Genomic DNA, 23,113 nt, shown 5'->3' with positions numbered 1-23,113 from the left:
TTCCGGCAGGTCGTGTGGTTGGGGATCCGTTAGTCGGACGTCCTACTATGTAGGGGCAGGCCCATCACCCCGGGCCCGAGAAGTCCGTCCACCAGGAGTCGACGATGAGTGACATGTTCGTGCTGTCCGAGGAGCACCAGGCGATCCGCGAGGCCGTGCGTGCCGTCGCGGAGAACAAGATCGCGCCCTACGCGGCGCAGGTCGACGAGGAGGCGCGCTACCCGCACGAGGCAGCAGCGGCCCTGCTCGCATCGGACTTCCACGCCCCCCACGTGCCCGAGGAGTACGGCGGAGCCGGCGCGGACGCGCTGGCCACGGTGCTCGTGATCGAGGAGGTCGCCCGCGTCTGCGTGTCGTCGTCCCTGATCCCCGCGGTCAACAAGCTGGGCTCTCTGCCGGTGCAGATCGGCGGCGGCGACTACGTCAAGAAGACCTACCTGAGCAAGCTCGCGGCCGGCGAGGGCGGCTTCTCGTACTGCCTGTCGGAGCCCGATGCCGGGTCCGACGCCGCGAACCAGAAGACCCGCGCCACCCGCGACGGCGACGACTGGGTCCTGAACGGCACCAAGCGCTGGATCACCAACGCCGGTGAGTCGGAGTACTACACCGTCCTGGCCCAGACCGACCCGGACAAGCGCAGCAAGGGCATCACGGCGTTCGTCGTCGAGAAGTCCGACGAGGGCGTCTCGTTCGGCGCCCCGGAGAAGAAGCTCGGCATCAAGGGCTCGCCGACCCGCGAGGTCTACCTCGACCACGTCCGCATCCCCGGCGACCGCATCATCGGTGAGGTCGGCGACGGCTTCTCGATCGCGATGAAGACCCTCGACCACACCCGCGTCACGATCGCCGCCCAGGCCGTCGGCGTGGCGCAGGGCGCGCTCGACTACGCCCTCGGCTACGTCAAGGAGCGCAAGCAGTTCGGCAAGGCCATCGCCGAGTTCCAGGGCATCGAGTTCATGCTCGCCGACATGGGTATGAAGATCGAGGCCGCCCGTCAGCTCACCTACGCGGCTGCCGGCCGCTCCGAGCGCGGCGACAAGGACCTGACGTTCTTCGGTGCCGCGGCCAAGGCGTTCGCCTCCGACACCGCGATGCAGGTCACGACCGACGCCGTGCAGCTGCTCGGCGGGTACGGCTTCACCCGCGACTACCCGGTCGAGCGCATGATGCGCGACGCCAAGATCACGCAGATCTACGAGGGCACCAACCAGGTGCAGCGCATCGTCATGGGCCGCCAGCTCCTCGCCGGCATCCAGTCGACGCTCTGACCCCTGCCGGAGGGCTGGCAGGCTCGTGACGTGAGCCCGCTGCCGTTCGACCTGCCGGCCGCCTTCCTCGCGCACGCGGAGCGCGACGAGAAGTGGGCCGCCTGGGTCGACTCGGTGCCGGGCCGGGTCGCCCACGCCCTCGAGGCGTGGGACCTGGTCGTCGACGGTGTGCCGACGCACGGGCCCACCGCACTGGCCGTCCCGGTGACGACCGAGGGCCGCCCGGCCGTGCTCACGACCGGGTGGCCGTTCGACGAGTCGCGGCAGGAGTGGCTCGCGCTGCGCCAGTGGGACGGGCGTGGTGCCGTGCGTCTGCTGCGCGCCGACCCCGCGGCGAACGTGCTGCTGCTCGAGCGGCTGCACGGCACCGACCTCCTCTCGCTCGGAGCCCTCGAGGCCTGCGAGGTCGTGGCCGGTCTCTACGGCCAGCTGCACGTGCCGGCGCCGGCCCGGCTGGACCGCCTGTCCGACGCGGTCACGCGATGGACCGACGACCTCGCGGCGCTGCCACGGTCCCTGCCCTTCCCGCGCCGCATGGTCGAGCAGGCGATCCACCTCGGTCGAGCCCTGGCCGGCGATGCCGACACCGACGGCACCCTGGTGCACACCGACCTGCGCGACGAGAACGTGCTGGCCGCCGACCGGGCTCCCTGGCTCGCGATCGGCTCGCGACCGCTGTCGGGCGACGCGCACTACGAGCCCGCCCCGATGCTCTCGAACCGCTGGGACGAGGTGCTCGCGGCGCGCGACCCGCGATCGGCCGTGCGGCGCCGTTTCCACACCCTGGTCGACGTCGCCGGGCTCGACGAGCAGCGGGCCCGCGACTGGGTCGTGGTGCGCGAGGCCCACCGGGCGATGTGGGCGATCGAGGACTCCGAGGCCGGTCGGGTCACGGCCGCCGTGACCATCATCAAGGCCGTCCAGGACTGACCTCGCCGCGAGCGGATGCTGATCGGACCGTTCGTGCCTAGGTTCGGACCATGAGCCTCGTGACGTGGAAGGGCCTCGTGGTCGACGCCGCCGATGCCGCGGCCTCGGCGCGGTTCTGGGCCGAGCGCCTCGGGCTGCGTCTGGAGGTCGAGGACGGCGACGACACCGCGGTGCTCCGCGGCGACGAGCCCGGACGGACGATCTGGTTCAACGCCGTCCCGGAGCCGAAGTCCGTCAAGAACCGGACGCACGTCGACGTGCAGGACTCCTCGCTCGAGCCGTTCTCCGACCTGCAGCGACTGAGCCAGCCCGGGGAGTTCCCCTGGACGGTCTTCAGCGACCCGGAGGGTAGCGAGCTCTGCGTCTTCGTCCGTGACGGAGCCGCCCCCGCGTTCAAGGCGCTCGAGGTCGACGCGGTCGACCACGCGGCCATCGCGGCGTGGTGGGCCGACGTCCTCGGTGGCCGGTTGGTCCAGCGCGACGACGCCGGCTACTCCTCGGTCGAGGACGTCCCCGGGTGGCCGGGGGAAGGCTTCGACTTCGCCCAGGTCCCGGAACCGAAGACCGTCAAGAACCGGATCCACTGGGACGTCCGCCTCGAGCCCGATACTTCGATCCGTGACCTGCAGGACCGCGGCGCCCTGCTGCTGCGTGGGCCGCTCGACGACGAGCCGTGGACGGTCATGGCCGACCCCGAGGGCAACGAGTTCTGCGTCTTCGACCCGGCCTGATCGTCGGCGGCCCGCGTGCCAGAGTGGACCCATGCCCCTCGACCTGGACGCTGACGTCGTCGACCTGACCGCAGCCCTCGTCGACCTCCCTTCGGAGAGTCTCGACGAGCAGCTCATCGCCGACGAGGTGGAGGCCGCCTTGCGGGCGCTTCCGCACCTTCAGGTGGCGCGCGACGGCCACACGATCGTGGCGCGGAGCGACCTCGGCCGCGGCGAGCGTGTCGTGATCGCGGGCCACCTCGACACGGTCCCCGTCAACGGCAACCTGCCCTCACGCCTCGACGGTGACGTGCTCCACGGCCTGGGGACGTGCGACATGAAGGGCGGGGTCGCGGTCGCCCTGCGGTTGGCGGCGACCGTCGCCGAGCCCACGCGCGACGTCACCTACGTCTTCTACGAGGCCGAGGAGATCGAGGCCGTGCACAACGGGCTCGGCCGCCTCGCCCGTGAGCACCCCGACTGGCTCGAGGCCGACTTCGCGATCCTCATGGAGCCGTCGAACGCCGGCGTCGAGGCGGGGTGCCAGGGCACGATGCGCGTCGACCTGCGCACGGCGGGCGAGCGCGCGCACTCGGCGCGGTCATGGATGGGCTCCAACGCGATCCACGCCCTCGCGCCGGCCCTCGCCGTCCTCGCGGGGTACGTGTCGCGCGAGGTCGAGATCGACGGGCTGACGTATCGCGAGGGCCTGAACGCGGTGGCCGTGTCCGGTGGGGTCTCGGGCAACGTCGTGCCGGACGCCGCCTCGCTCACGGTCAACTACCGCTTCGCCCCGGACCGGTCGGAGGAGCAGGCGCTGGCCGTGCTGCGCGAGACCTTCCCCGGCTACGACCTCACGGTCACCGACTCGGCGCCGGGCGCGCTGCCCGGGCTGCAGCGCCCCGCCGCGGCCGCGTTCGTCGAGGCCGTCGGAGCCGAGGTGGGACCCAAGTTCGGCTGGACCGACGTCGCGAAGTTCACGCTCCTCGGGGTGCCCGCCGTGAACTACGGGCCGGGTGACCCGATCTACGCCCACAAGGCCGACGAGCAGGTGCCGGTGGCCCACCTGCGCAGTGTCGAGGAGAAGCTCCGCACCTGGCTCACGAGCTAGGCGCGACCGACCCCTGTCGGTGACGGCTGACAGGATCGACGGGTGAGCGCGATCCCCGGCCCCGACGGCCTGCTGCGGTGCCCGTGGGGCGCCGCTCCCGACATGGTCGAGTACCACGACACCGAGTGGGGCCGGCCGGTGCACGGCGACGTCGGCCTGTTCGAGCGCATCAGCCTCGAGGCGTTCCAGTCGGGACTGTCGTGGGCCATCATCCTGCGCAAGCGACCGGCCTTCCGCGAGGCGTTCGCGGGCTTCGACCCGGAGGTGGTGGCCGGCTACGGGCCGGGCGACGTCGAGCGGCTCCTGGCCGACGCCGGCATCGTCCGCAACCGGGCCAAGATCGAGGCGACGATCGCCAACGCCCGCGCGGTGCTGGACCTCGGGGGCGAGCTCGACGCGATCGTGTGGGGCAGCGGCCCCGGCCCCCGGCCCAGGCCGCGGTCGATGGCCGAGGTCCCGGCGGTCACGCCGGAGTCCGCGGCGCTGGCCAAGCAGCTGCGATCCCGGGGATTTCGGTTCGTCGGCCCCACCACGGCGTACGCGCTCATGGAGGCCATCGGTGTCGTCGACGACCACCTCGAGGCCTGCGCCACGGCCCCCGGCTGAGCCCCGATCAAGCGCCTTCATCGAGATGACACACCCGTGACGTCGCATCGCTGCGGCCCATGGGAGATAATGAGTCACGGGCCCGCCACGACGGTGGGTCCTGTTCGACGAGAGGGGAACTCATGGCGGCCATGAAGCCTCGGACCGGTGACGGTCCGATGGAGGTCACCAAGGAAGGGCGTTGCATCGTCATGCGCGTCCCGTTGGAAGGTGGGGGACGCCTCGTCGTCGAGCTCAACAACGAGGAAGCCGCGACGCTCGGCGACGCACTCAAAGCCGTCTGATGTTCGGGCTGTCGGTGCGTTGGTCCTTGACCGACGCACCTGACGGCGTGCTCGAGCGGCTGCACGCGTACGTCGAGGACGTCTCGCTCCCACGGTTCGCGGGACTCGACGGCCTGCGCTACAAGACGTGGCGTGCGCGTGACGGTGAGTGGTTCGAGGGCACCTACGTGTTCGTCTCCACGCAGGCGCGCGCCGATTTCCAGGCATCCTTCACCGCCCAGGCGGACTCGGCGCCGGGGACGGAGCTCATCGGTTCGCCGCCGGTCCTGATCGAGGCGTTCGAGGTCGTCGCGGCAGTGCGCGGACCCGCAGGATTCCGGTCGTCGGCCCGCTTCGAGAGCTGAGCGGTCAGCGGGACGAGCGCGGTCAGGCGATCTTCTGCACGGCCAGCAGGCCGTCGCCGACCGGCAGCACGATGGCCCGCAGGCCGTCGTCGTCGCTGACGCGCTGGAGCAGGTCGCGGATCGCACTGGTCTCGGGGTCACGCTGCGCGGGATCGGCGACGCGATCGTGCCAGAGCGCGTTGTCGAAGCAGATCAGCCCACCGGGTCGGACGAGGCGCACGGCCTCGTCGAGGTACTCGGCGTACTCGACCTTGTCGCCGTCGAGGAACGCGAGGTCGTAGTTGCCGTCGGCCAGGCGCGACATGACGTCGAGCGCAGCGCCGGCGATCAGGCGGAAGCGCTGCGGCGGGATTCCGGCGAGGGAGAAGACCTCGCGCGCGTGGCGCTGGTGCTCGGCCTCGAGGTCGACCGAGGTCAGCACGGCGTCGGGGGTCGCGCGCAGGACCCACAGGCCGGACACCCCGGTGCCGGTACCGATCTCCACGACCGCCTTCGCGCCGATCGCTGCCGCGAGGAACGAGATCGTCGCACCGCCGCTGGCCCCGATCGGTGCCACGCCGACGACCGTGGCGCGCTGGCGCGCCTCCGCGAGGACGGCGTCCTCGCGCGGGTAGGCCTCGGCGAACGCCAGGCTGGCCGCGTTGATCATGCTGTCCTTCGCCACGGCGTCAGCCTAGTGCGGGTCGACCTGCGCGCGGCGGCACCACGCGGGAGAATGACGGTGGAACCGCAGTCCTCGTCATGGCCCCAGCGCAGACAGGACCGGGCTTGGGGAACCGTCAGCGCGTGCTGGGCGTTCTCTCAGCAAGAAGCGGGACGATCAGTCCATGACGAGCGACAGGAACCCTGTGGTCACCACCGAGCCGCACCCCTCCCTGGAGTGGGACGACATCGTGGCGGAGCACTCCGCCCGGGTCTACCGGCTGGCGCTTCGTCTCACGGGCAACCCGCACGATGCCGAGGACCTCACGCAGGACGTCTTCGTGCGGGTGTTCCGCTCGCTCGGCACCTACGAGCCCGGCAACTTCCCGGGCTGGCTGCACCGCATCACGACCAACCTGTTCCTCGACCGCGCCCGCCGGGCGTCTCGGATCCGCATGGACCGCTTCGCCGAGGGCGCGGAGGACCGGCTGCTGGCCCGCGAGCTGCGCCCGGAGGAGGCCGTCGACGGTGCCGGCTTCGACCCCGACATCGAGCAGGCCCTCCAGGCGCTCTCGGAGGACTTCCGGGTCGTGGTCGTGCTGTGCGACGTCGAGGGTCTGAGCTACGAGGAGATCGCCGACGTGCTGGGCATCAAGCTCGGCACGGTGCGGTCGCGCATCCACCGGGGCCGGACGCAGCTCCGGGCCGCGCTCGCGCACCGTGCGCCCACCACCGGTCGCACCCGGGTCTGGGGACCGGTCGGGGTCGGATGACGCATCTCGGTGCCGATGTCGCGGCGTTCGTCGACGGGCAGCTCCCGCCGGCGCGGGAGCTGGCCGCCCGTCGTCACCTCGAGGAGTGCGAGCGTTGCCGCGGGGTGGTCGCCGAGCAGGAACAGCTCAAGCGCCGCATGGCGCGGTCCATGTCCGCCGGAGTTCCGGCACACCTCGCCGCGGCGCTCAGCGCCGTCGCGTCCGACCCGCCCGAGCCTGACCCGAGGAGCCGGCAGGCCCTGCGCCGGTCGGTGGGGGTCGCCGTCGCCCTCATGGGCTCGTCGGCGGCCGTGCTGCTGCTGGCCTACGTGCTGGCTCCGCCGTTGCCCAGCTCCGGGGACCCGGTGGGCCCGCACTTCGACGCGTACGTCGCGGAGTTCATGTCGGAGGCGGCGAGCCGGCGAGCCCCGGACATCGTCGCGGCCTCGAGCGCCGTCGCCGCCTCGAGCGACGACGTGCCCCTGAGCCCGGCGGAGCTCGACGAGCTCGACGCCGACGGCTGGCCGTGCCACGCCATGCTGGCCGGCGACCTGGAACGCGTCGACGGACGCCTCGTCGGCGATGCCGTGGTCGCGCTGCGCTACCTGGGTGAGCACGTGCAGCTCCACCTGATCGAGCAGGTCGGACGGCTCGACGATGCTGCCCTCGCCGGATTCGAGCGGCGCACCCTCGCCGACTCGGTGGTGTGGGTGCGCGAGGGGCTGCCCAACGTGGCCTCGTGGGAGGCCGACGGCGTCGTGTACACCGTCGTCACGGACGCCTCGGTCGCGAGCGTCGCCGAGGTCGTCGCGCAGCTGCCCTCGACCCCGGACCGTTCCGCGGTCGAACGGGTTGAGGACGGCCTGCACCGCATGACCGGCTGGGTCTCGGCCGCGTAGTCGCCGTGCGCCCTACGTGGCCTCGGCGTCGAAGGGTGGGCGCTCGCCGGGCCGGAGGGCGCGGGGGCCCGCCGTCGCGGCGGCCGTGAGCGGGGTGCGTCCGGACGGCTCGTCGAGGAACGTGCGGCGCACCGCCTCGCGCGGGTCGAGGTCGCGCAGCTGGAGTCCCGAGAGGTCCTGACCGATCTCGCGCCCGAGGTCGTCCTTGGCGTTCTCGGCCATCCGCCGCACCGTGCGCACGAAGCCGCCGGCCTGCTTGGCGATCTCGGGCAGGCGCTCGGGGCCGAACAGGAGCATCGCGACGACCAGGACGACCCCGATCTCCGCCCAGCCCATGCCGAACACGGTGAGTCCTAGAGTCGCCCGGCCGGGGTCAGGCCCAGCTGCATGCCGGCCAGCCCGCGGGAGCGACCGCTGAGGCGATCGGCCGCAGCCTGCAGGACGACCGCAGAGGCCGACTCGGGGTGCGCGACCACGATGGGGTGGCCCTCGTCGCCGCCGACGCGGAGCTGCTCGTCGAGGGGGACCTCGGCCAGCAGCGGGACGTCGTGGCCGAGGCGCTCGGCCAGGGTGGACGCGACCTGCTGGCCGCCGCCGCTGCCGAAGACCTCGAGGCGCTCGCCCGACGGCAGCGCCAGGTACGACATGTTCTCGACGACGCCCACGACGCGCTGGTGGAGCATCGAGGCCATCGTGCCCGCGCGCTCGGCGACCTGGGCCGCCGCCTGCTGCGGGGTCGTGACGACGACGACCTCGGCGTTCGAGAGGTGCTGGCCGACGCTGATGGCCATGTCGCCGGTGCCGGGCGGGAGGTCGAGCAGCAGGACGTCGAGATCGCCCCAGTAGACGTCGCTCAGCATCTGCACGAGCGCGCGGTCGAGCATCGGGCCGCGCCACGCGACGACCTGGTCCTTGCGCGGCTTGAGCATGCCGATGCTGATGACCTTGACGTCAGGAGCCGCCGGTGCGTCGGGGTGGTCGCCGAGCGACGTGACGGGCACGGGGACCGGCATGATCATGTCGTCGACCTGGGTGGGGCGGTGGTCGCCCACGCCCATCAGGTCGGGGATCGAGTGACCGTAGATGTCGGCGTCGAGGATGCCGACCTTGAGTCCGCGCAGGGCCATCGCAACGCCCAGGTTGACCGTGACGGACGACTTGCCGACACCGCCCTTGCCCGACGCGACCGCGTAGACGCGGGTGAGGTTGCCGGGCTGCGTGAAGGGGATCTCCTTCTCGGCAGCACCGCCGCGGAGCATGTCGCGCATCGACGAGCGCTGCTCGTCGGTCATGACGCCCATGTCGACGTGCGCCAGGTGTGCCGGGGCGACGCTCGCGACCGCGGCCGTGACGTCGCGGGTCAGGGTCTCCTTCAACGGACAGCCGGCGACGGTCAGGAGCAGACGCACCGTGATGTCGGTGTCGCTGATCGTGATCGTGTCGACCATGCCGAGCTCGGTGATGGGACGCTTGATCTCGGGGTCGTTGACGCGCGTCAGCGCCTCACGGACCTGCTCCTCGGTGACGACTGCCATGCGACCCATCGTACGGGGGAGCCCTGTGCGCCCGAGGTGAGTCCAGCCTCAGTCGCGTTTGTCCTTCTTGGCCTTGCTCGGCTTGTCGCGTCGCTCCCCGTCGTCGGCCGGGTCGAGCGCGTCGACGAGTCCGCGCAGCTCGCTGCGCAGGAAGTCGCGCGTGGCGACCTCGCCGAGACCGAGTCGCAGGGCCGCGACCTCACGGGCGAGGAACTCCATGTCGGCGTGGGACTGGGCGGTCGCGTCGCGGTCCTGCTGCTGCTGGACGCGGTCACGGGACTCCTGACGGTTCTGCGCGAGCAGGATCAGGGGCGCCGCGTACGAGGCCTGCAACGACAGGATCAGCGTCAGGAAGATGAACGGGTACGGGTCCCACTGGGCCTCCTCCGGGCCCAGCACGTTCCAGACGAGCCACACGATGATGAAGACCGTCATGCCCGCCAGGAAGGTGGCGGTGCCCATGAAGCGGGCGAACGACTCCGCGAAGCGGCCGAAGCGCTCGGTGTCGAAGTCGGCCTTGGGGTGCCAGCCGCGACGGCGGTCGCGCGGCTGGTCGAGGCGGCTCTGGCGGTCGGCGTCGCGCCGCGACTGCTCAGCCATGGCGCGAGACCTCGATCGACGACTCGCGCCAGCCCTCGGGCAGGAGGTGGTCGAGCACGTCGTCGATCGTGACGGCGCCCATCAGGTGCTTGGACTCGTCGATGACGGGCAGCGCGACGAGGTTGTATGCCGCGAGCAGGCCGGAGACGTCGGCCAGCGAGGACTCGGGGCGGGGCCACTCGATGTCGTCGTCGACGATCGCACTGACCAGGGTCGACGGCGGGTGCCGCAGCAGCGCCTGCAGGTGGACGACCCCCAGGAAGCGTCCCGTGGGCGTCTCGACCGGCGGGCGGCAGACGTAGACCATCGAGGCGAGCGCGGGAATCAGGTCGGGCTCGCGGACCCGGGCCAGGGCCTCCGCGATCGTGGCGTCGGGGGCGAGCACGACCGGGTCGGTCGTCATCATCGAGCCCGCGGTGCCCTCCTCGTACGTCAGGAGTCGGCGCATGTCCTCGGCGTCGTCGGGCTCCATCCGCTGCAGCAGCTGCTCCGCGGTGGCCGGGGGGAGGGATCCGAGCAGGTCGGCCGCGTCGTCGTCGTTCATCTCGCTGATGACGTCCGAGGCTCGCTCGGGGTCCAGGACCCCGAGGATCTCGACCTGGGCGCGTGCCGGCAGCTCCTCGAGCACGTCGGCGAGGCGCTCGTCGCCGAGCTCGGAGGCGATCTCGAGGCGCCGCTTGGGCGTGAGCTCGAGCAGGGCGTTGGCCAGGTCGACCGCGCGCAGGTCGTCCATCGCCGCGAGCAGGTGCTGGGCGCCCTGCGCGGAGTCCTCGTCGGCCAGGCCGATGACGTCGGACCACTCGGGGGTGTGGGTCGCGCCGCGGCGACCGAAGCGCTTGCCCGACTCCTGCACCGCGACGTGGGTCAGGTGCCAGTCGCGGCGGGCGTCCATCTCCATCGCGAGGTCGAAGACCTCGCCGGCGACGTCGTCGCGGGTCGTGACCTGGCGGTCGAACAGCTCGTGCACCGCGAGGGTCTCGTGCTTGCGCTGCTCGAAGCGGCGCATGTTGACGACGCCGGTCGTGATGATCTGGCCGCCGTCGAGCGAGGTGACCCGGGTGATCGGCAGGAAGACCCGGCGGCGTCCCAGCACCTCGACCACGAGCCCGAGCACGCGCGGTCGACTGCCGGTGGAGCGGACCGTCACGACGACGTCGCGCAGCTTGCCCACGCGGTCGCCGGACGGGTCGAAGACCGGTTGACCGACGACGCGGGACAGGAAGATGCGTCCGGGCATGCTGCTCACGTCAGCACCCTACCGGCGGGTCTCGTGTCAGGCCGGCGCTGCAGAGCTGCGCCGCGGGGCCACGGCGCTGACGTGGCCGAGGTTCTGCGTCGAGGACGGACGCGACTCCACGCGGCCCTCGAGCCCGGCGACGAACGCGCCGACCTCGCTGATCGCGGCACGCGCCTCGGGGACCCAGGACGCAGCCGCCTGGAAGACGTGGACCTGGCGGTCCCAGACCGTGAGGTCGCAGGGCACCCCGGCGGCCACGAGCCGGTTGGCCATGAGCTCGGCGTCGGCCAGCAGGACCTCGCGCGAGCCGACGTGGATGAGGGTCGGCGGCATGTCGGAGAGCGGCATGTTGACCGGGCACGTGCGCCGGCCCGAGACGCCGCGGCGGGCGTCGAGGTTCTCGGAGACGTCGGTCAGGCGCGAGACGGCTCGCAGCGAGAACGTCTGGCAGCGGTGGGCATTGCGGTGGGCCACCTTGCCGGCGGGGTCGAAGTCGAGCAGGGGGGAGAGGGCCACGACGCCGGCGGGCCGTCCGAGACCGGCGTCCATCGCGGCCCGGGCCACGGCGAAGGCGAGGTAGCCACCCGCGGAGTCGCCCGCGATCGTGATCTGCTCGATGCGATGGCCCTGGGCGAGCAGCCAGTGCAGCCCGTCGAGGCCGTCGGCGATCGACTCCGCGATCGGCTCGTAGGGCATCTGGCGGTAGCCCACGTTGAGGGCCGGGACGCCCGATGCCGACGAGATGCGCGAGACGAGGCGGCGGTGGGTGTTGATGCCGCAGGTCAGGAACGCGCCGCCGTGCAGGTAGAGGATCGCGCCGCCCTCGCCCGGGTTGTCGGCGACGTCGGCTCCCAGCACGAGCTCGGCGCCGCACTCCTTCAGGTCGACGCGGCGCCACCGCGTGCCCTCGGGCGCGGGGAGCAGGCGGGCGGCCTGCTCGAGGAGGTTCGGCGGGAACACGTCGAAGGGGAGTCGCGACCAGGCGTCCAGGAGCGGACGGACCGTGTGCTTGAGCCCGAAGGCCAGCACCTGGGACGGCAGGCTGGCACCGGCGCGGAACTGGGCGTCCGCGGCCACGGTGAGGTGCGTGTTCCCCATCATGTCTCTCCCTCTGCTCACGATCTGGTCCTGCTCGTGTCGCTCCCCCTGGGACCTGCGAGCATTCACCAGAATCATGTCTCATGTTGTGATGTGATTCACATCCGCCCCGTGAGCGTACTTCAGCCCCGACCACCCTGCGCGAGGAACCCACACCATGCCGTTCATGCCGCCGACCGACTCGATGTTCCTGCTGGCCGAGTCGCGTGAGCACCCCATGCACGTGGGGGGCCTGCAGCTGTTCGAACCCCCGGCCGACGCCGGTCCGAACTTCGTGCGCGAGGTTCTGGAGCGGTATCGCAGCAGCGACAACGTCAACCCCTTGTTCCGGAAGCGTCCGGCCGAGCCCGTCGGTGCGGTCGGCAGCACGTGGTGGACGCACGACGAGTCGATCGACTTCGACTACCACGTGCGCCACTCGGCCCTGCCCGAGCCGCGGCGCATCCGCGAGCTGCTGCAGGCGACCTCGCTCTGGCACAGCTCGCTGCTCGACCGGCACCGTCCGCTCTGGGAGTGCCACGTCGTGGAGGGCCTGCAGGACGGCCGTTTCGCCGTCTACACGAAGGTGCACCACTCGTTGATCGACGGCGTCTCGGCCGCGCGCCTGATGCAGCGCTCGCTCAGCACCGACCCCGACGCCGACGACTGCCTGCCGCCGTGGCTGCAGCCGGCCCGCAAGCGGGACAAGGCCGACGACGACGCCGCCGCGACGGGCGGGTTCGCGCCGCTGGCCCTGGCGAAGTCGCTCGTGGGGGCAGCCGGTGGTGTCGCGGGCGACCTGGCGGGCCTGCTGCCCGCCTCGGCCCGCATCGCGATGGAGGCGATCGGTTCGAACGACCTCACGCTGCCCCGCGCGCCCCGCACGATGTTCAACGTCCCGATCGGTGGTGCCCGGCGGTTCGCGGCCCAGTCGTGGGAGATCGAGCGGATCCGTCGCGTCGCGAAGTCGTCGGCCACGACCATGAACGACGTCGTGCTCGCGATGGTCTCCGGGGCCCTGCGCGACTACCTGATCGAGAACAATGCGCTGCCGGACGACCCGATGACCGCGATGGTGCCGGTCTCGCTCTCGCTGCGGTCCGGCGGAGGAGCCGACGGCGGGCGCGACGGCGGCAACCAGGTCGGCGTCATCATCGTGAACCTCGCGACCGACCGCGAGAACGGGTCGACGCGACTGGAGGAGATCGCCTACTCCTCGCGCCAGGCCAAGCGCATCCTCGGCGACCTCACCCCGACGCAGATCCTCGCGTTCTCGGCGCTGCAGATGCTGCCGCTCGCCTTCACGCCGGTGCCGGGGTTCGTCAAGTACACGCACCCGCCGTTCAACGTCATCGTGTCGAACGTGCCGGGCCCCTCCGAGGAGCTCTACTTCAACGGCGCGCGCATGGACGGCTCCTACCCCGTCTCGATCGCGCTCGACGGCCAGGCCATCAACATCACCCTGACGAGCCGCGCCGGCTACCTCGACGTCGGCATCATCGGTTGCCGTCGCACGGTCCCGCACCTCCAGCGGCTCCTGCTGCACCTCGAGAGCGCCCTCTCCGAGCTCGAGACGTCCTGGGGCTGATCGCGACTCCGTCGCGATACGCGACTCGTTCCTCATCGCGCCCGGGCTCCGCCCGGCAGCCTGCCTCGCCTGCGGCTCGGCCGGTGGTCACCACCGGTGGTTGAGGTGTGAGGAGCCCTGGCGACGAGCCTCGAAACCTCGGTCAGGTGATGGGTTGCGGTACCCCTTTCGAGGCTCGTTCGTTCCTCACTCGCACCTCAAGGGGCGGGCCCAGCCACCGGCGGTTGAGGTGTGAGGAGCCCTGGCGACGAGCCTCGAAACCTCGGTCAGGTGATGGGTTGCGGTACCCCTTTCGAGGCTCGTTCGTTCCTCACTCGCACCTCAGGGGGCGGGGCTTCGCCCCCATCCCCGACACTGATCGGGTGAATGCGCTCCTGGCTGCCGTGGCGATCCTCGGGGTCTCGGCCTCGGGTCCGCTGATGGCCGCCACGACCGCCCCCGCCCTCGCGATCGCCTTCTGGCGCAACGCCGCGGCCTCCGCCGTTCTGGCGCCGGTGACGCTGCTGCGTCGTCGCGACGAGCTGCGAGCCCTGTCGCCGCGGGGACGCCGACTCGTGGTGGTGGCGGGCCTCATGCTCGCGCTCCACTTCGCGACGTGGGTCGGGTCGCTCAAGCTGACGTCGGTGGCCGCCGCCACCGCGCTCGTCACGACGCAGCTGGTCTGGGTCCTGCTGATCGACCGCCTGCGGGGGCGGCCCGTGCCGCTGCAGGCCGGCATCGGGTGTGCGCTCGCGATCGCCGGGGTGCTGGTCGTGTCGGGCTTCGACTTCACGGTCTCGACCCAGGCCCTGGTGGGCGACGGCCTGGCCGTCGCCGGTGGGCTCTTCGCCGCCCTGTACCTCGTGGCCGGCAGCGCCGTGCGGACCGAGCTGTCGACGACGGCGTACACCGCCGTCTGCTACTCGGTGTGCAGCCTGGCGCTGCTCGTCGCGGTCGTCGTGGGTGGGATCCCGTTGACCGGCTTCTCGGCCCGCGACTGGATGTTGATCGCCGGGGTCACGATCGCTGCGCAGTTCCTGGGGCACTCGATCCTCAACCACCTGCTCGCCGTGATGAGCCCCACGGTGGTCTCGTTGATGCTGCTGCTGGAGGTGCCGCTGGCGGCCCTGCTCGCCGGCGCCTTCCTCGACCAGTCGCCGCACGCGGGCGTCTGGGTCGGCCTGGCGCTGATCCTGGCCGGGCTCGTGTTCGTCGTCACACGGCGCTCCTCGCGCGAGCCGGTGCTGGCCGAACCGCCCCTGGTCGACTGACCCGGCTCGTCGGGTGGCTCGTCGAGTGGTGGGGGCTACCGGTGGGTAGAGTCGCCGTGACATGTGGGCTGTCGCCCCCCTCTTTCTCACCAGGAGCCATCGCATGGGACGTCTCGCCAGCACCGAGGGATTGACCGAGGAGCAGACCGCGATCCTGTCGACGATCCGCGAGTTCGTCGACGAGAAGATCATCCCGGTCGCCCAGGAGCTCGAGCACGCCGACGAGTACCCGACCGAGATCATCGAGGGCCTCAAGGAGCTCGGCGTCTTCGGCCTGACGATCCCCGAGGAGTACGACGGCCTCGGCGAGTCGCTGCTGACCTACGCGCTCGTGGTCGAGGAGATCGCGCGCGGTTGGATGAGCGTCTCGGGCGTCATCAACACGCACTTCATCGTGGCGTACCTGCTGATGCAGCACGGCACCGAGGAGCAGAAGAAGAAGTACCTGCCGAAGATGGCCACCGGCGAGGTCCGTGGCGCGTTCAGCATGTCGGAGCCGGGCCTCGGTTCGGACGTCGCGGCGGTCTCGACCAAGGCCACCAAGAAGGACGACGGCTCGTACTCGATCACGGGCCAGAAGATGTGGCTGACCAACGGCGGCACGTCCACGCTGGTCGCGGTGCTCTGCAAGAGCGACGAGGGCGCCGACAGCGTCTACAAGAACATGACGACGTTCCTGGTCGAGAAGGAGCCGGGCTTCGGCGAGACCGCTCAGGGCGTCACGGTGCCGGGCAAGATCGCGAAGATGGGCTACAAGGGCGTCGAGACGACCGAGCTCATCCTCGAGGACCACCAGATCGCGGCCGAGCAGATCCTGGGTGGCGAGCCGGGCAAGGGCTTCTTCCAGATGATGGACGGCGTCGAGGTCGGCCGGGTCAACGTCGCCGCCCGCGCGTGCGGCATGGCGATCCGTGGCTTCGAGCTGGCCATCGCGTACGCCCAGCAGCGCAAGACCTTCGGCAAGCAGATCGCCGACCACCAGGCCGTGCTGTTCCGCCTGGCCGAGATGGCCACCAAGGTCGAGACGATCCACACCATGATGGTCAAGGCCGCCCGTCTGAAGGACACCGGCAAGCGCATGGACGTCGAGGCCGGCATGGCCAAGATGCTCGCCTCCGAGTACGCCAACGAGGTCGTGGAGGACTCCTTCCGCATCCACGGCGGCTACGGCTACTCCAAGGAGTACGAGATCGAGCGCATCATGCGCGAGGTCAAGTTCATGCTGATCGGCGAGGGCACCTCCGACATCCAGAAGATGATCATCGGTCGCGCGCTCCTGAAGGACTACAAGCTCTGATACGCCAGCGCTGCGGGCCGACGGGAATCTTTCGTCGGCCCGCAGCGCTATGCTGGGCAGACTGCTTCGGCAGTGGCCCCTGCAGCTCGAGGGGTTTTGACAACTCCAGAGGGGCTGATCGGTTTCGACTGTGGTCGTTCGGATCAGGTGAAGCGGGTAGAGAACGCAACGTCATCTCTCAAACGTCCGTTGCAATCTATAAGTGCCGATTCCAAGCGCACTGACTTCGCCCTCGCTGCCTGACAGCGACTGGTGAAGGGCAGACCCGGGAGCGTCCCCGTCCCGGATCGTCTGTCTCATTTAGGGGACTTGCTGGTCATGCCGCGCCGCGAGGCGTGACCGGGACTTTTTCGTGGCTGGGCCTGTCGGTGACGCGTTCGTCCGAACACCGGGGCCGAGAAAAGCGCTAGACGAACTGCACCCGGAGAAGCCCTGATGCAGCGCCATAGGACCGGGGTTCGATTCCCCGCAGCTCCACAACGCCACTGAGGCCGCCCCCGTTCTTTGGGGGCGGCCTCAGTGGCGTTATCGAAAGTGCAGCGAATCGAGTGGGCCCCTCCGTCGGCGACGAAGTCGCCCTTCCTGAGGGATCCCCGCAGCGTCATGTCATCGAAGGCTCCGTGAATCGAGTGGGCCCCATCTTCCGCGACGAAGTCGCGCGTCGAGGGATCCCCGCAGCGACCCTTCCGGGAACCGTGCCGCGGGCACCCGCGCTCGCCACCTCCGCCGGGTCCTAGACTGAGCCTTCCTGCTGGACCCCCGCCGCCCTGACGAGGAGCCCGCCCGACATGGACCTCGGTCTGCTCTTCACCGTGCCCTTGGTCTGTGGACTGCTCGCCACGGTGATCCGCGTGCCCCCGATGGTGGGCTTCCTGGCGGCGGGTTTCATCCTCAACGCGTCGGGCGTACCCGCCTTCGAGGGTCTCGACGTCCTGGCCGATGCCGGGGTCACCCTGTTGCTGTTCGGCATCGGTCTGAAGCTCGACCCGCGCATCCTGGTGCGCCGCGAGGTGTGGGTGACCGCCACAGTGCACGTGGCCGTCTCCACGGTGGTCGCGATCGCGCTCCTCGCCGTGCTGGGGCTCACCGGGCTGAGCCTCATCGCCGGACTCGACTGGCGCGGGTACGCGTTGATCGGGGTGGCGCTGTCGTTCTCGAGCACCGTGTTCGTGGTCAAGCTGCTGGAGGCCTCGAGCGCCACGCGGGCGTTCTTCGGGCGGACCGCCATCGGGGTCCTGGTCATCCAGGACATCGTCGCCGTCGCGGTGCTGACCGGGAGCACGGGTGATCTGCCGAGCCCGTGGGCCTTCGCGCTGGTCCTGGTGGTGCCGGGCGCCTGGGCGATCCGGTGGGTCATGGGGCGGCTCGACCACGGGGAGGTGCAGGTGCTGTTCGGGGTCGTCGTCGCGATCGTCCCGGGCTACCTGCTGTTCGACGCGGTGGGCCTCAAGGGCGATCTGGGTGCCCTGGTCCTCGGCATGCTGCTGGCTTCGCACGAACGGTCCGGCGAGATCCGGAAGGCGATCTTCGGGCTGAAGGAGTTTCTCCTCGTCGGCTTCTTCGTCTCACTGGGGTTCATCGGACTTCCGTCGGCGAGTGATCTGCTCATCGCGGGCGTCCTGGTGCTGGTGCTCGTGCCGCTCAAGGTCGTCGGCTTCGCGGTGCTTCTCGACCGGATGGGCCTGCGGCACCGCAGTGCGGCACTGGTGGCGGGTGCGTTGGCGAGCTTCTCGGAGTTCGGGCTGATCGTCGTGGACAACGGGGTCACCTCGGGGGTGCTCGAGGAGGACTGGCTCGTCGTCGTGTCGACGGCGGTGGCCTTCAGCTTCCTGCTGTCCACGGCTGCCGCTGCTGGGCGCGAGCGCCTCGTGACCGCTGCGTCCCGCTGGCTGCCGGCCAAGGACCCGGACCGGCTCCTGGAACAGGACCGTCCGATCGACGTGGGACACGCGCAGGCGGTCGTCATCGGCATGGGGCGGGTGGGCCGGGCTGCCTACGAGCAGCTCGTCGACGAGCACGGTGTGGAGACGGTGGGGGTCGACGCCGACGGCGAACGGGTCGAGAGCCTGTGCGAGGCCGGTCTGCAGGCGGTCGAGGGCGATGCCAGCGACCCGGAGTTCTGGTTGCGGCTGACCCGTGCCGAGGATCTGGACCTCGCCGTGCTGGCGATGCCGTTCCACGGCGCGAACCGCACCGCGACCACGCGACTGCAGGAGGCCGGCTTCGCCGGAGTCGTCGCGGTCGTGGTCCAGTTCGCCGACGAGGCGGCGCAGGCACGCGAGCACGGGGCCGACATCGTGCTGCACCTCTACGACGGAGCCGGGCACACGCTCGCCGACGAGGCGGCCGCGGCAGCTGGGCTCCATTCTCCCGACGACTGACGGTTCGTCGTCACGGGACGCGGGTGCCCCCCACCCGCTCCACCACGGCGTCCAACCAACGTCCGACATTCTCGCGTGCCTCCGGGGTGTCGGGGTACCGGCACCTCAAGTGCAGTCCGTCGTCGCTGACCAGGAACCACGCCATGACGCCGTCGGGGCGGGTGACCGCCGACACGTACTGCACGTCCAGGCCCGGCGGCACCTGGGGGAGGCGTCGGGTGTCGAGCCACGACAGGGCGAACATGCCGGGCGGGGCGAGCTCGCGGTCGAGGTGGCCGAGGATCGGGGCCAGCGGATGGGCACCGAGCTTCATCGACTCCCGCAGGGCGGCGGTGCACCCGGTCGGGCTGGGGTCGGTGCAGTCGATGACGGAGTTCGTGATGAACCAGCCGACCGATCCGTACCAGGAAGGATCATCACGGCTGTGCACCGGGAACACCGCACGCAGCGGAGCTCCGGACAGCTCCGCCGTCGCTGACGCGACCTCGGCGATCGCGAGCGCGGTCAGGCGAACGCCGTGGTCGGCGGCGCGTTTCTCGAGCGCCTCGAGCTGCCCGGGCTCGAGGACGTCACGTACCTCGACGACCTCGGACCGAGGTGCGGAGACGTCACCCAGGGGGAGCGGGAAGGTCGGCAGTGCTCCACCGCCCGCGGCGAGCACCTCGGCCCACCGGTCGGCGACCCAGTCCGGGGTGGAGTCCAGCTGTTCGAGCAGGTGCGTGTGGGCGGCGAACGGAGCTGCCGGCGCGAGGTCGGCCCCCGGTGCCCGGCCAGCCACGACGTCCGCGACGCAGGTGCGGAGGTCGCGCAGCAGGACCAGCAGCGACCACATGTCCAGGTGGGAGTGGTCGCCGGCGATCACGAGCACGGGCCGGTGATCCTCGCCGCTGCCGGGATCGGGAACGACGACGCAGAGCCGGTGCGAGGGGGCCCCGAACGGTCGGCAGGCGGCGTCGAGCACGCGTCGGAGCACGTCGCGCGGCGTCTCGGACGGATCGGCCGGCGGATGGTCGACCCACTCGCCCTGCACGACCTGGACCTGGTGGAGGCCCAGCTTCCCGCTCTCGTTCGAGAAAGCGGTGTGCAACGTGCCGTGCCGCTCGACGACGGCCGTCCAGGCGTGGGCGAGCTGATCGTGCGTCGCGTCGAGGTCGAGCCGGAACGCGATCGCCATCCACGAGCCGTCGCGATCGCCGGCGCCCGCGTGGAGCCGTTGGTCGTACGAGATCGGCACGGCGGCACCGGGCAGGCCGACCTGACCCGTGGAGAGACTCGTCACACGACCCGGGGGGAGCCTCATGTGAGCCACGTTGGTGAGTCGCATCGCCGCTATCCTAGGCGCGGCGATGCCCGGGAACCGGTGCGCGGGCGGGGGTGCCGGCCGACGGGCGGTAGACGACAGAGTGCGAGGTGGCGTGCAGACATTCACCACGGGCGGTGCCGCGCTCGCGTTCGACGTCGACGGGACCGGCGGGCCCTTGGTCGTGCAGCTCCACGGCCTCACCTCGAGCCGCGACCGTGACCGTCAGCTCGGGCTCGACCTGTCGCGTGCCTTGCGCGATCACCGCATCCTCCGCTTCGACGCCCGCGGACACGGCGGGTCCACCGGCACGGCCGAGCCCGATGCGTATCGCTGGGATCGACTCGCCGGCGACCTCCTGGCCCTGCTCGACCACGTGGCGCCGGGGGAGTCGGTGCACGGGGTGGGGCCGTCGATGGGCACGGGCACCCTGCTCCACGCAGCGACCCGGGAGCCCGACCGGTTCGCGAGCCTGACGCTCGTGACCCCGCCGACCGCGGGGAAGACGCGTCGCAAGCAGGCCGAGACGTATCTCGCGAACGCCGACCTCGTCGAACGCGAGGGCATCGGCGCCTTCCACGCCCTCGACGTCGACACGCCCGCGGTCCCGGCAATGGGCCACGCTCCGGAGACGGTGCCCACGGTCCCGGAGGAGCTGTTGCCGGCCGTGCTCCGCGGAGCGGCGGCGAGCGACCTGCCCCACCGCAAGCTGGTCGTGCGCATGCAGGTGCCGACGCTCGTCCTGGCCTGGACGGGCGATCGGACCCACCCCATGACGACGGCCAACAAGCTCCACAAGTGGATCCACGGCAGCCGCCTCGAGGTCGCGCGAACCCCGTACGGAGTCGTGGCCTGGCCCGGGCTCTTCGCCGAGCACGTCGTCACGGCGCACCAGTCGTGACGCACGTCGCCCCCGTGCCGAAGGGATCCCCTCGACCCAGGGGCGACGTGTCACCGGTCCGACCTCACTGCGGCAGCTGGTCGAACCGGAAGAGGAACGCCGCCATCTGCTCGCGGAGGACGGGCTGGGGGCCGCGGAACGAGCGGGTCTCGGCCCGCTCGAGGTAGCCCGTCGTGATGTCGGTCGTCGCGAGCCACTCGATCTCGTCGAAGAACGTGGCGCTGGGCGGCACGTCGATGAACGTCGCCCCGTCCTCGTCGACGAAGTCCGAGCCCGCGGTGCGGTACAGGAAGGCGGCCATCTGCTCGCGCAGGACCGGCTGCGACGGACGGAACGTCGTGGTGCCGTTCGCCTCGCGGTAGCCCGTCGTCACGCCCTGGTCGGCCAGCCAGGTGATCTCGCGGTAGAAGGTGTGCGAGGTCGGGACGTCCGCGAAGGGCGACGCGGTGGGCGCGGTCCACGCAGGCTCGCCGGCGGTCCGGTACAGGAAGGCGGCCATCTGCTCGCGCAGGACCGGCTGCGACGGGCGGAACGTCGTGGTGCCGTTCGCCTCGGCGTACCCCGTCGTGATGCCCTGGGCGGCGAGCCACGTGATCTCCGTGAAGAAGGTGTGCTCCTCGGTGACGTCGGTGAACGTCGTCGTCGGCTCCGGCTCGACGAGGTCGGTGACCCCGAAGAACGTCGTGGTGCCCGAGACCTCGTTGCCGACGATCACGAGCGCCTCCCCGGTGGGGGAGTCCACGGCGGAGACGAACGTCAGGCCCTCGGGTCCGAGGTCGCCGGCGGAGGCCAAGAAGGCCGCCGGGTCCTCGGCGGTCTCGATACCGTCCTCCACCGAGACCGCGAAGTCGCGGTTGTTGACGTAGGTCACGTAGGTGGCGTCGGCGGGGTCGGAGATGTCATAGACCATGACGCCGCCGACCCGCTCCAGACCGATGAACGCGTACGTGCGGTCGCCGACAGTGCCGATGGTGACGTTCTCGGGCTCGGGACCCTTGTCGTCGCTGCGGCCTTCGAGATTGGACTCGGAGTGGTTGGAGTTGAAGTACTCCGGGACCACGCGGGCGACGGTCTGCTCGAAGTCCTCGCCGGAGTCGAAGACCTGATCGCCGTCGGTCGTCCAGATCGAGAACGAGCGGCTGCCGAACGAGTAGAGCTCGTCGTAGCAGGTGCCGGCCTCGTCCAGGCCCGAGGCGGTCGAGACGTTGAGGCGGCCGAGCGCGGCATCGCCCTTCAGGGCGGCGAGCGGCGAGTCCTCGCAGATCGGCTTGAGTCCGTTCTTGCCGAGGTCCTTGACGCGGGACGGCTCGACGTAGTCGCCCCACTCGCGGGCGTCACCCTCGTTGGCGGTCACGAGGTAGGTGTCGCCGTCGGCCTGGTAGGCGGTGATGCCGTCGGGCATGTACAGACCCTGGACCGGCCACTCGCCGATCGCGATCTCGGGACCCTTCGCGGCGCTGTCGCGGTCGGAGGGGTCGAGCCCCTGGCCGGCGATGCTGTGGTCCTTCGCGCCGAGCGGCCAGATGTCGGTGACCGTGGCGGTGGCGAGGTCGACGACCGCGACGGCGTTGGCCTCCTGCAGCGCGACGTAGGCGCTGGTGCCGCCCGGCGCCATCGCGACGTACTCGGGCTCGAGGTTGCGCGAGACGGGGTTGCCGTCCTCGGGGGTGGGTCCGAAGACGCGCACCGCCGGGTCCAGGGTCCTGCTGCCGCCGGCCTCGAACTCGTGGAACGTCGCGGTCCGCGCGGCGTCCTGGGCCGGGGCGACGACCGCTGCGGGGAGCTCGACGACGCCGACGGAGCCCTCGGGGTCGAGGCTGAAGTCGTCGGCCGGCTCACCCTCGTTGGCGACGACGGCTCGCGTGCCGTCCGCGGTCAGGGCGACCATGTCGGGCAGCGCGCCGACCTGGACCGTGCCGAGGATCTCGAGCGTGGTCGCGTCGGCGAACAGCAGCCATCCGGCGTCGGTCTTGGTGGGTGCCTCGATCGCAGCGACCATCAGACCGTCGGCGCGGATCGCCACGGAGTTGGCGACGGCACCGGGGTCGATCGCGGGTGCGTCGGCGGCGACGATCGAGCCGACCTGGGCCGGTGCCGCGGGGTCGGAGGCGTCCAGGACGTCGATCTCGCCCGACTGGGCGTTGACGACGAAGGTCCGCTGCGTCGCGGCGTGGAACGCCACGATCTCGGCGGCGCTGGCGTCGAAGACGCCCGTGCGGAACGTGCCGAGCACGTCGAGCGAGAGCTCGGCGCCGTCGGCGGAGTCGCGGATGACCGGCGCGGCGGCCTGGGCCGGGCCCAGGAGGGTCAGGGGAGCGAGAAGGGCCGTCGCGGAGGCGGCGACCGCCAGCGAGCGTCCGAGTCGACGCGAGGTCGCCCGGCGGGTGGGGGAGGAGGGCAT

General features: G+C 71.1%; 22 protein-coding genes and 1 other RNA gene. 15 read left to right on the top strand and 8 right to left on the bottom strand.

What is annotated here, in order from left to right; translation table 11 throughout:
• The first annotated feature begins 104 nt into the window (after positions 1–104).
• The 7 genes from V6S66_RS11795 (at position 105) to V6S66_RS11765 (ending at position 5,253) form a co-directional block, all read left to right on the top strand.
• Complete coding sequence (locus V6S66_RS11795) at positions 105–1,268, top strand: acyl-CoA dehydrogenase family protein (RefSeq protein WP_334206934.1); 1,164 nt, start codon at positions 105–107, stop codon at positions 1,266–1,268.
• Between the two features lie 30 nt (positions 1,269–1,298).
• Positions 1,299–2,198, top strand: coding sequence for an aminoglycoside phosphotransferase family protein (locus V6S66_RS11790; RefSeq protein WP_334206933.1), 900 nt, complete (start codon positions 1,299–1,301; stop codon positions 2,196–2,198).
• A 50-nt stretch (positions 2,199–2,248) separates the two neighbouring features.
• Positions 2,249–2,929: a VOC family protein gene (locus V6S66_RS11785; RefSeq protein ID WP_334206932.1), complete on the top strand. Its 681-nt coding sequence runs from the start codon at positions 2,249–2,251 to the stop codon at positions 2,927–2,929.
• A gap of 31 nt (positions 2,930–2,960) precedes the next feature.
• Positions 2,961–4,019 carry a succinyl-diaminopimelate desuccinylase gene (gene dapE, locus V6S66_RS11780; protein WP_334206931.1) on the top strand — a complete coding sequence of 353 codons (1,059 nt, stop codon included), beginning with the start codon at positions 2,961–2,963 and terminating at the stop codon, positions 4,017–4,019.
• Positions 4,020–4,061: 42 nt separating this feature from the next.
• Positions 4,062–4,625 carry a DNA-3-methyladenine glycosylase I gene (locus tag V6S66_RS11775; RefSeq protein WP_334206930.1) on the top strand — a complete coding sequence of 188 codons (564 nt, stop codon included), beginning with the start codon at positions 4,062–4,064 and terminating at the stop codon, positions 4,623–4,625.
• Between the two features lie 122 nt (positions 4,626–4,747).
• Positions 4,748–4,909: a DUF3117 domain-containing protein gene (locus V6S66_RS11770; protein ID WP_019145023.1), complete on the top strand. Its 162-nt coding sequence runs from the start codon at positions 4,748–4,750 to the stop codon at positions 4,907–4,909.
• A gap of 26 nt (positions 4,910–4,935) precedes the next feature.
• Entirely contained in the window at positions 4,936–5,253 is a 318-nt protein-coding gene (locus V6S66_RS11765) for a hypothetical protein (protein ID WP_334206929.1), read from the top strand.
• Between the two features lie 22 nt (positions 5,254–5,275).
• Here the strand turns inward: V6S66_RS11765 and V6S66_RS11760 are convergent, their stop codons facing one another.
• Positions 5,276–5,917: an O-methyltransferase gene (locus V6S66_RS11760; protein ID WP_334206928.1), complete on the bottom strand. Its 642-nt coding sequence runs from the start codon at positions 5,915–5,917 to the stop codon at positions 5,276–5,278.
• 163 nt (positions 5,918–6,080) lie between these two features.
• On the opposite strand from V6S66_RS11760, the gene sigE reads away from it, so the two are divergent.
• The gene (gene sigE, locus V6S66_RS11755; protein WP_334206927.1) at positions 6,081–6,668 is read left to right on the top strand and encodes an RNA polymerase sigma factor SigE; all 588 of its coding nucleotides are present in this window, start codon (positions 6,081–6,083) and stop codon (positions 6,666–6,668) included.
• Complete coding sequence (locus tag V6S66_RS11750) at positions 6,665–7,546, top strand: anti-sigma factor family protein (RefSeq protein ID WP_334206926.1); 882 nt, start codon at positions 6,665–6,667, stop codon at positions 7,544–7,546. Before sigE ends, V6S66_RS11750 begins: the two co-directional genes overlap by 4 nt.
• Before the next feature lie 12 nt (positions 7,547–7,558).
• On the opposite strand, the gene V6S66_RS11745 is transcribed toward V6S66_RS11750, so the two are convergent.
• The 5 genes from V6S66_RS11745 to V6S66_RS11725 are packed head-to-tail and all read right to left on the bottom strand — an operon-like array spanning position 7,559 to position 12,019.
• A complete protein-coding gene (locus tag V6S66_RS11745) occupies positions 7,559–7,882 on the bottom strand; it encodes a sec-independent translocase (RefSeq protein ID WP_334206925.1) in 324 nt (107 codons plus the stop codon).
• A 17-nt stretch (positions 7,883–7,899) separates the two neighbouring features.
• Entirely contained in the window at positions 7,900–9,081 is a 1,182-nt protein-coding gene (locus V6S66_RS11740; RefSeq protein WP_334206924.1) for an Mrp/NBP35 family ATP-binding protein, read from the bottom strand.
• A gap of 48 nt (positions 9,082–9,129) precedes the next feature.
• Positions 9,130–9,681: a DUF1003 domain-containing protein gene (locus V6S66_RS11735; protein WP_334206923.1), complete on the bottom strand. Its 552-nt coding sequence runs from the start codon at positions 9,679–9,681 to the stop codon at positions 9,130–9,132.
• Positions 9,674–10,918, bottom strand: a complete 1,245-nt coding sequence (locus V6S66_RS11730; RefSeq protein ID WP_334207259.1) for a magnesium transporter MgtE N-terminal domain-containing protein — start codon at positions 10,916–10,918, stop codon at positions 9,674–9,676. Before V6S66_RS11730 ends, V6S66_RS11735 begins: the two co-directional genes overlap by 8 nt.
• Before the next feature lie 36 nt (positions 10,919–10,954).
• Positions 10,955–12,019, bottom strand: coding sequence for an alpha/beta hydrolase (locus tag V6S66_RS11725; protein WP_334206922.1), 1,065 nt, complete (start codon positions 12,017–12,019; stop codon positions 10,955–10,957).
• A 163-nt stretch (positions 12,020–12,182) separates the two neighbouring features.
• On the opposite strand from V6S66_RS11725, the gene V6S66_RS11720 reads away from it, so the two are divergent.
• From V6S66_RS11720 to V6S66_RS11700, 5 genes are all read left to right on the top strand, one after another.
• A complete protein-coding gene (locus tag V6S66_RS11720; protein WP_334206921.1) occupies positions 12,183–13,583 on the top strand; it encodes a WS/DGAT/MGAT family O-acyltransferase in 1,401 nt (466 codons plus the stop codon).
• A gap of 362 nt (positions 13,584–13,945) precedes the next feature.
• Positions 13,946–14,833 carry a DMT family transporter gene (locus V6S66_RS11715; RefSeq protein WP_334206920.1) on the top strand — a complete coding sequence of 296 codons (888 nt, stop codon included), beginning with the start codon at positions 13,946–13,948 and terminating at the stop codon, positions 14,831–14,833.
• 103 nt (positions 14,834–14,936) lie between these two features.
• Entirely contained in the window at positions 14,937–16,130 is a 1,194-nt protein-coding gene (locus tag V6S66_RS11710; RefSeq protein WP_334206919.1) for an acyl-CoA dehydrogenase family protein, read from the top strand.
• A gap of 110 nt (positions 16,131–16,240) precedes the next feature.
• Positions 16,241–16,610, top strand: a transfer-messenger RNA (tmRNA) gene (gene ssrA / locus V6S66_RS11705).
• A gap of 308 nt (positions 16,611–16,918) precedes the next feature.
• Positions 16,919–18,511, top strand: a complete 1,593-nt coding sequence (locus V6S66_RS11700; RefSeq protein WP_334206918.1) for a cation:proton antiporter domain-containing protein — start codon at positions 16,919–16,921, stop codon at positions 18,509–18,511.
• Between the two features lie 10 nt (positions 18,512–18,521).
• Here the strand turns inward: V6S66_RS11700 and V6S66_RS11695 are convergent, their stop codons facing one another.
• A complete protein-coding gene (locus V6S66_RS11695) occupies positions 18,522–19,811 on the bottom strand; it encodes a peptide synthetase (RefSeq protein WP_334206917.1) in 1,290 nt (429 codons plus the stop codon).
• Positions 19,812–19,926: 115 nt separating this feature from the next.
• Between V6S66_RS11695 and V6S66_RS11690 the strand changes: the two genes are divergently transcribed.
• Positions 19,927–20,712, top strand: a complete 786-nt coding sequence (locus tag V6S66_RS11690; RefSeq protein ID WP_334206916.1) for an alpha/beta fold hydrolase — start codon at positions 19,927–19,929, stop codon at positions 20,710–20,712.
• Positions 20,713–20,776: 64 nt separating this feature from the next.
• Here V6S66_RS11690 and V6S66_RS11685 read toward each other — a convergent pair whose 3' ends face one another.
• Positions 20,777–23,113, bottom strand: a complete 2,337-nt coding sequence (locus V6S66_RS11685; protein ID WP_334206915.1) for a choice-of-anchor I family protein — start codon at positions 23,111–23,113, stop codon at positions 20,777–20,779.

The sequence above is a fragment of the Aeromicrobium sp. Sec7.5 genome (assembly GCF_036867135.1).
Lineage (GTDB): Bacteria > Actinomycetota > Actinomycetes > Propionibacteriales > Nocardioidaceae > Aeromicrobium.
This window is presented reverse-complemented; position numbering and strand designations above follow the sequence as displayed.

Coding starts and splice junctions, on each gene's coding strand:
- V6S66_RS11710 (WP_334206919.1), top strand. CDS start 14,937: ATGGGACGTCTCGCCAGCACCGAGGGATTGACCGAGGAGCAGACCGCG.
- V6S66_RS11785 (WP_334206932.1), top strand. CDS start 2,249: ATGAGCCTCGTGACGTGGAAGGGCCTCGTGGTCGACGCCGCCGATGCC.
- V6S66_RS11740 (WP_334206924.1), bottom strand. CDS start 9,081: ATGGCAGTCGTCACCGAGGAGCAGGTCCGTGAGGCGCTGACGCGCGTC.
- dapE (WP_334206931.1), top strand. CDS start 2,961: ATGCCCCTCGACCTGGACGCTGACGTCGTCGACCTGACCGCAGCCCTC.
- V6S66_RS11685 (WP_334206915.1), bottom strand. CDS start 23,113: ATGCCCTCCTCCCCCACCCGCCGGGCGACCTCGCGTCGACTCGGACGC.
- sigE (WP_334206927.1), top strand. CDS start 6,081: ATGACGAGCGACAGGAACCCTGTGGTCACCACCGAGCCGCACCCCTCC.
- V6S66_RS11735 (WP_334206923.1), bottom strand. CDS start 9,681: ATGGCTGAGCAGTCGCGGCGCGACGCCGACCGCCAGAGCCGCCTCGAC.
- V6S66_RS11795 (WP_334206934.1), top strand. CDS start 105: ATGAGTGACATGTTCGTGCTGTCCGAGGAGCACCAGGCGATCCGCGAG.
- V6S66_RS11700 (WP_334206918.1), top strand. CDS start 16,919: ATGGACCTCGGTCTGCTCTTCACCGTGCCCTTGGTCTGTGGACTGCTC.
- V6S66_RS11750 (WP_334206926.1), top strand. CDS start 6,665: ATGACGCATCTCGGTGCCGATGTCGCGGCGTTCGTCGACGGGCAGCTC.
- V6S66_RS11770 (WP_019145023.1), top strand. CDS start 4,748: ATGGCGGCCATGAAGCCTCGGACCGGTGACGGTCCGATGGAGGTCACC.
- V6S66_RS11730 (WP_334207259.1), bottom strand. CDS start 10,918: ATGCCCGGACGCATCTTCCTGTCCCGCGTCGTCGGTCAACCGGTCTTC.
- V6S66_RS11720 (WP_334206921.1), top strand. CDS start 12,183: ATGCCGCCGACCGACTCGATGTTCCTGCTGGCCGAGTCGCGTGAGCAC.
- V6S66_RS11725 (WP_334206922.1), bottom strand. CDS start 12,019: ATGATGGGGAACACGCACCTCACCGTGGCCGCGGACGCCCAGTTCCGC.
- V6S66_RS11695 (WP_334206917.1), bottom strand. CDS start 19,811: ATGAGGCTCCCCCCGGGTCGTGTGACGAGTCTCTCCACGGGTCAGGTC.
- V6S66_RS11745 (WP_334206925.1), bottom strand. CDS start 7,882: ATGGGCTGGGCGGAGATCGGGGTCGTCCTGGTCGTCGCGATGCTCCTG.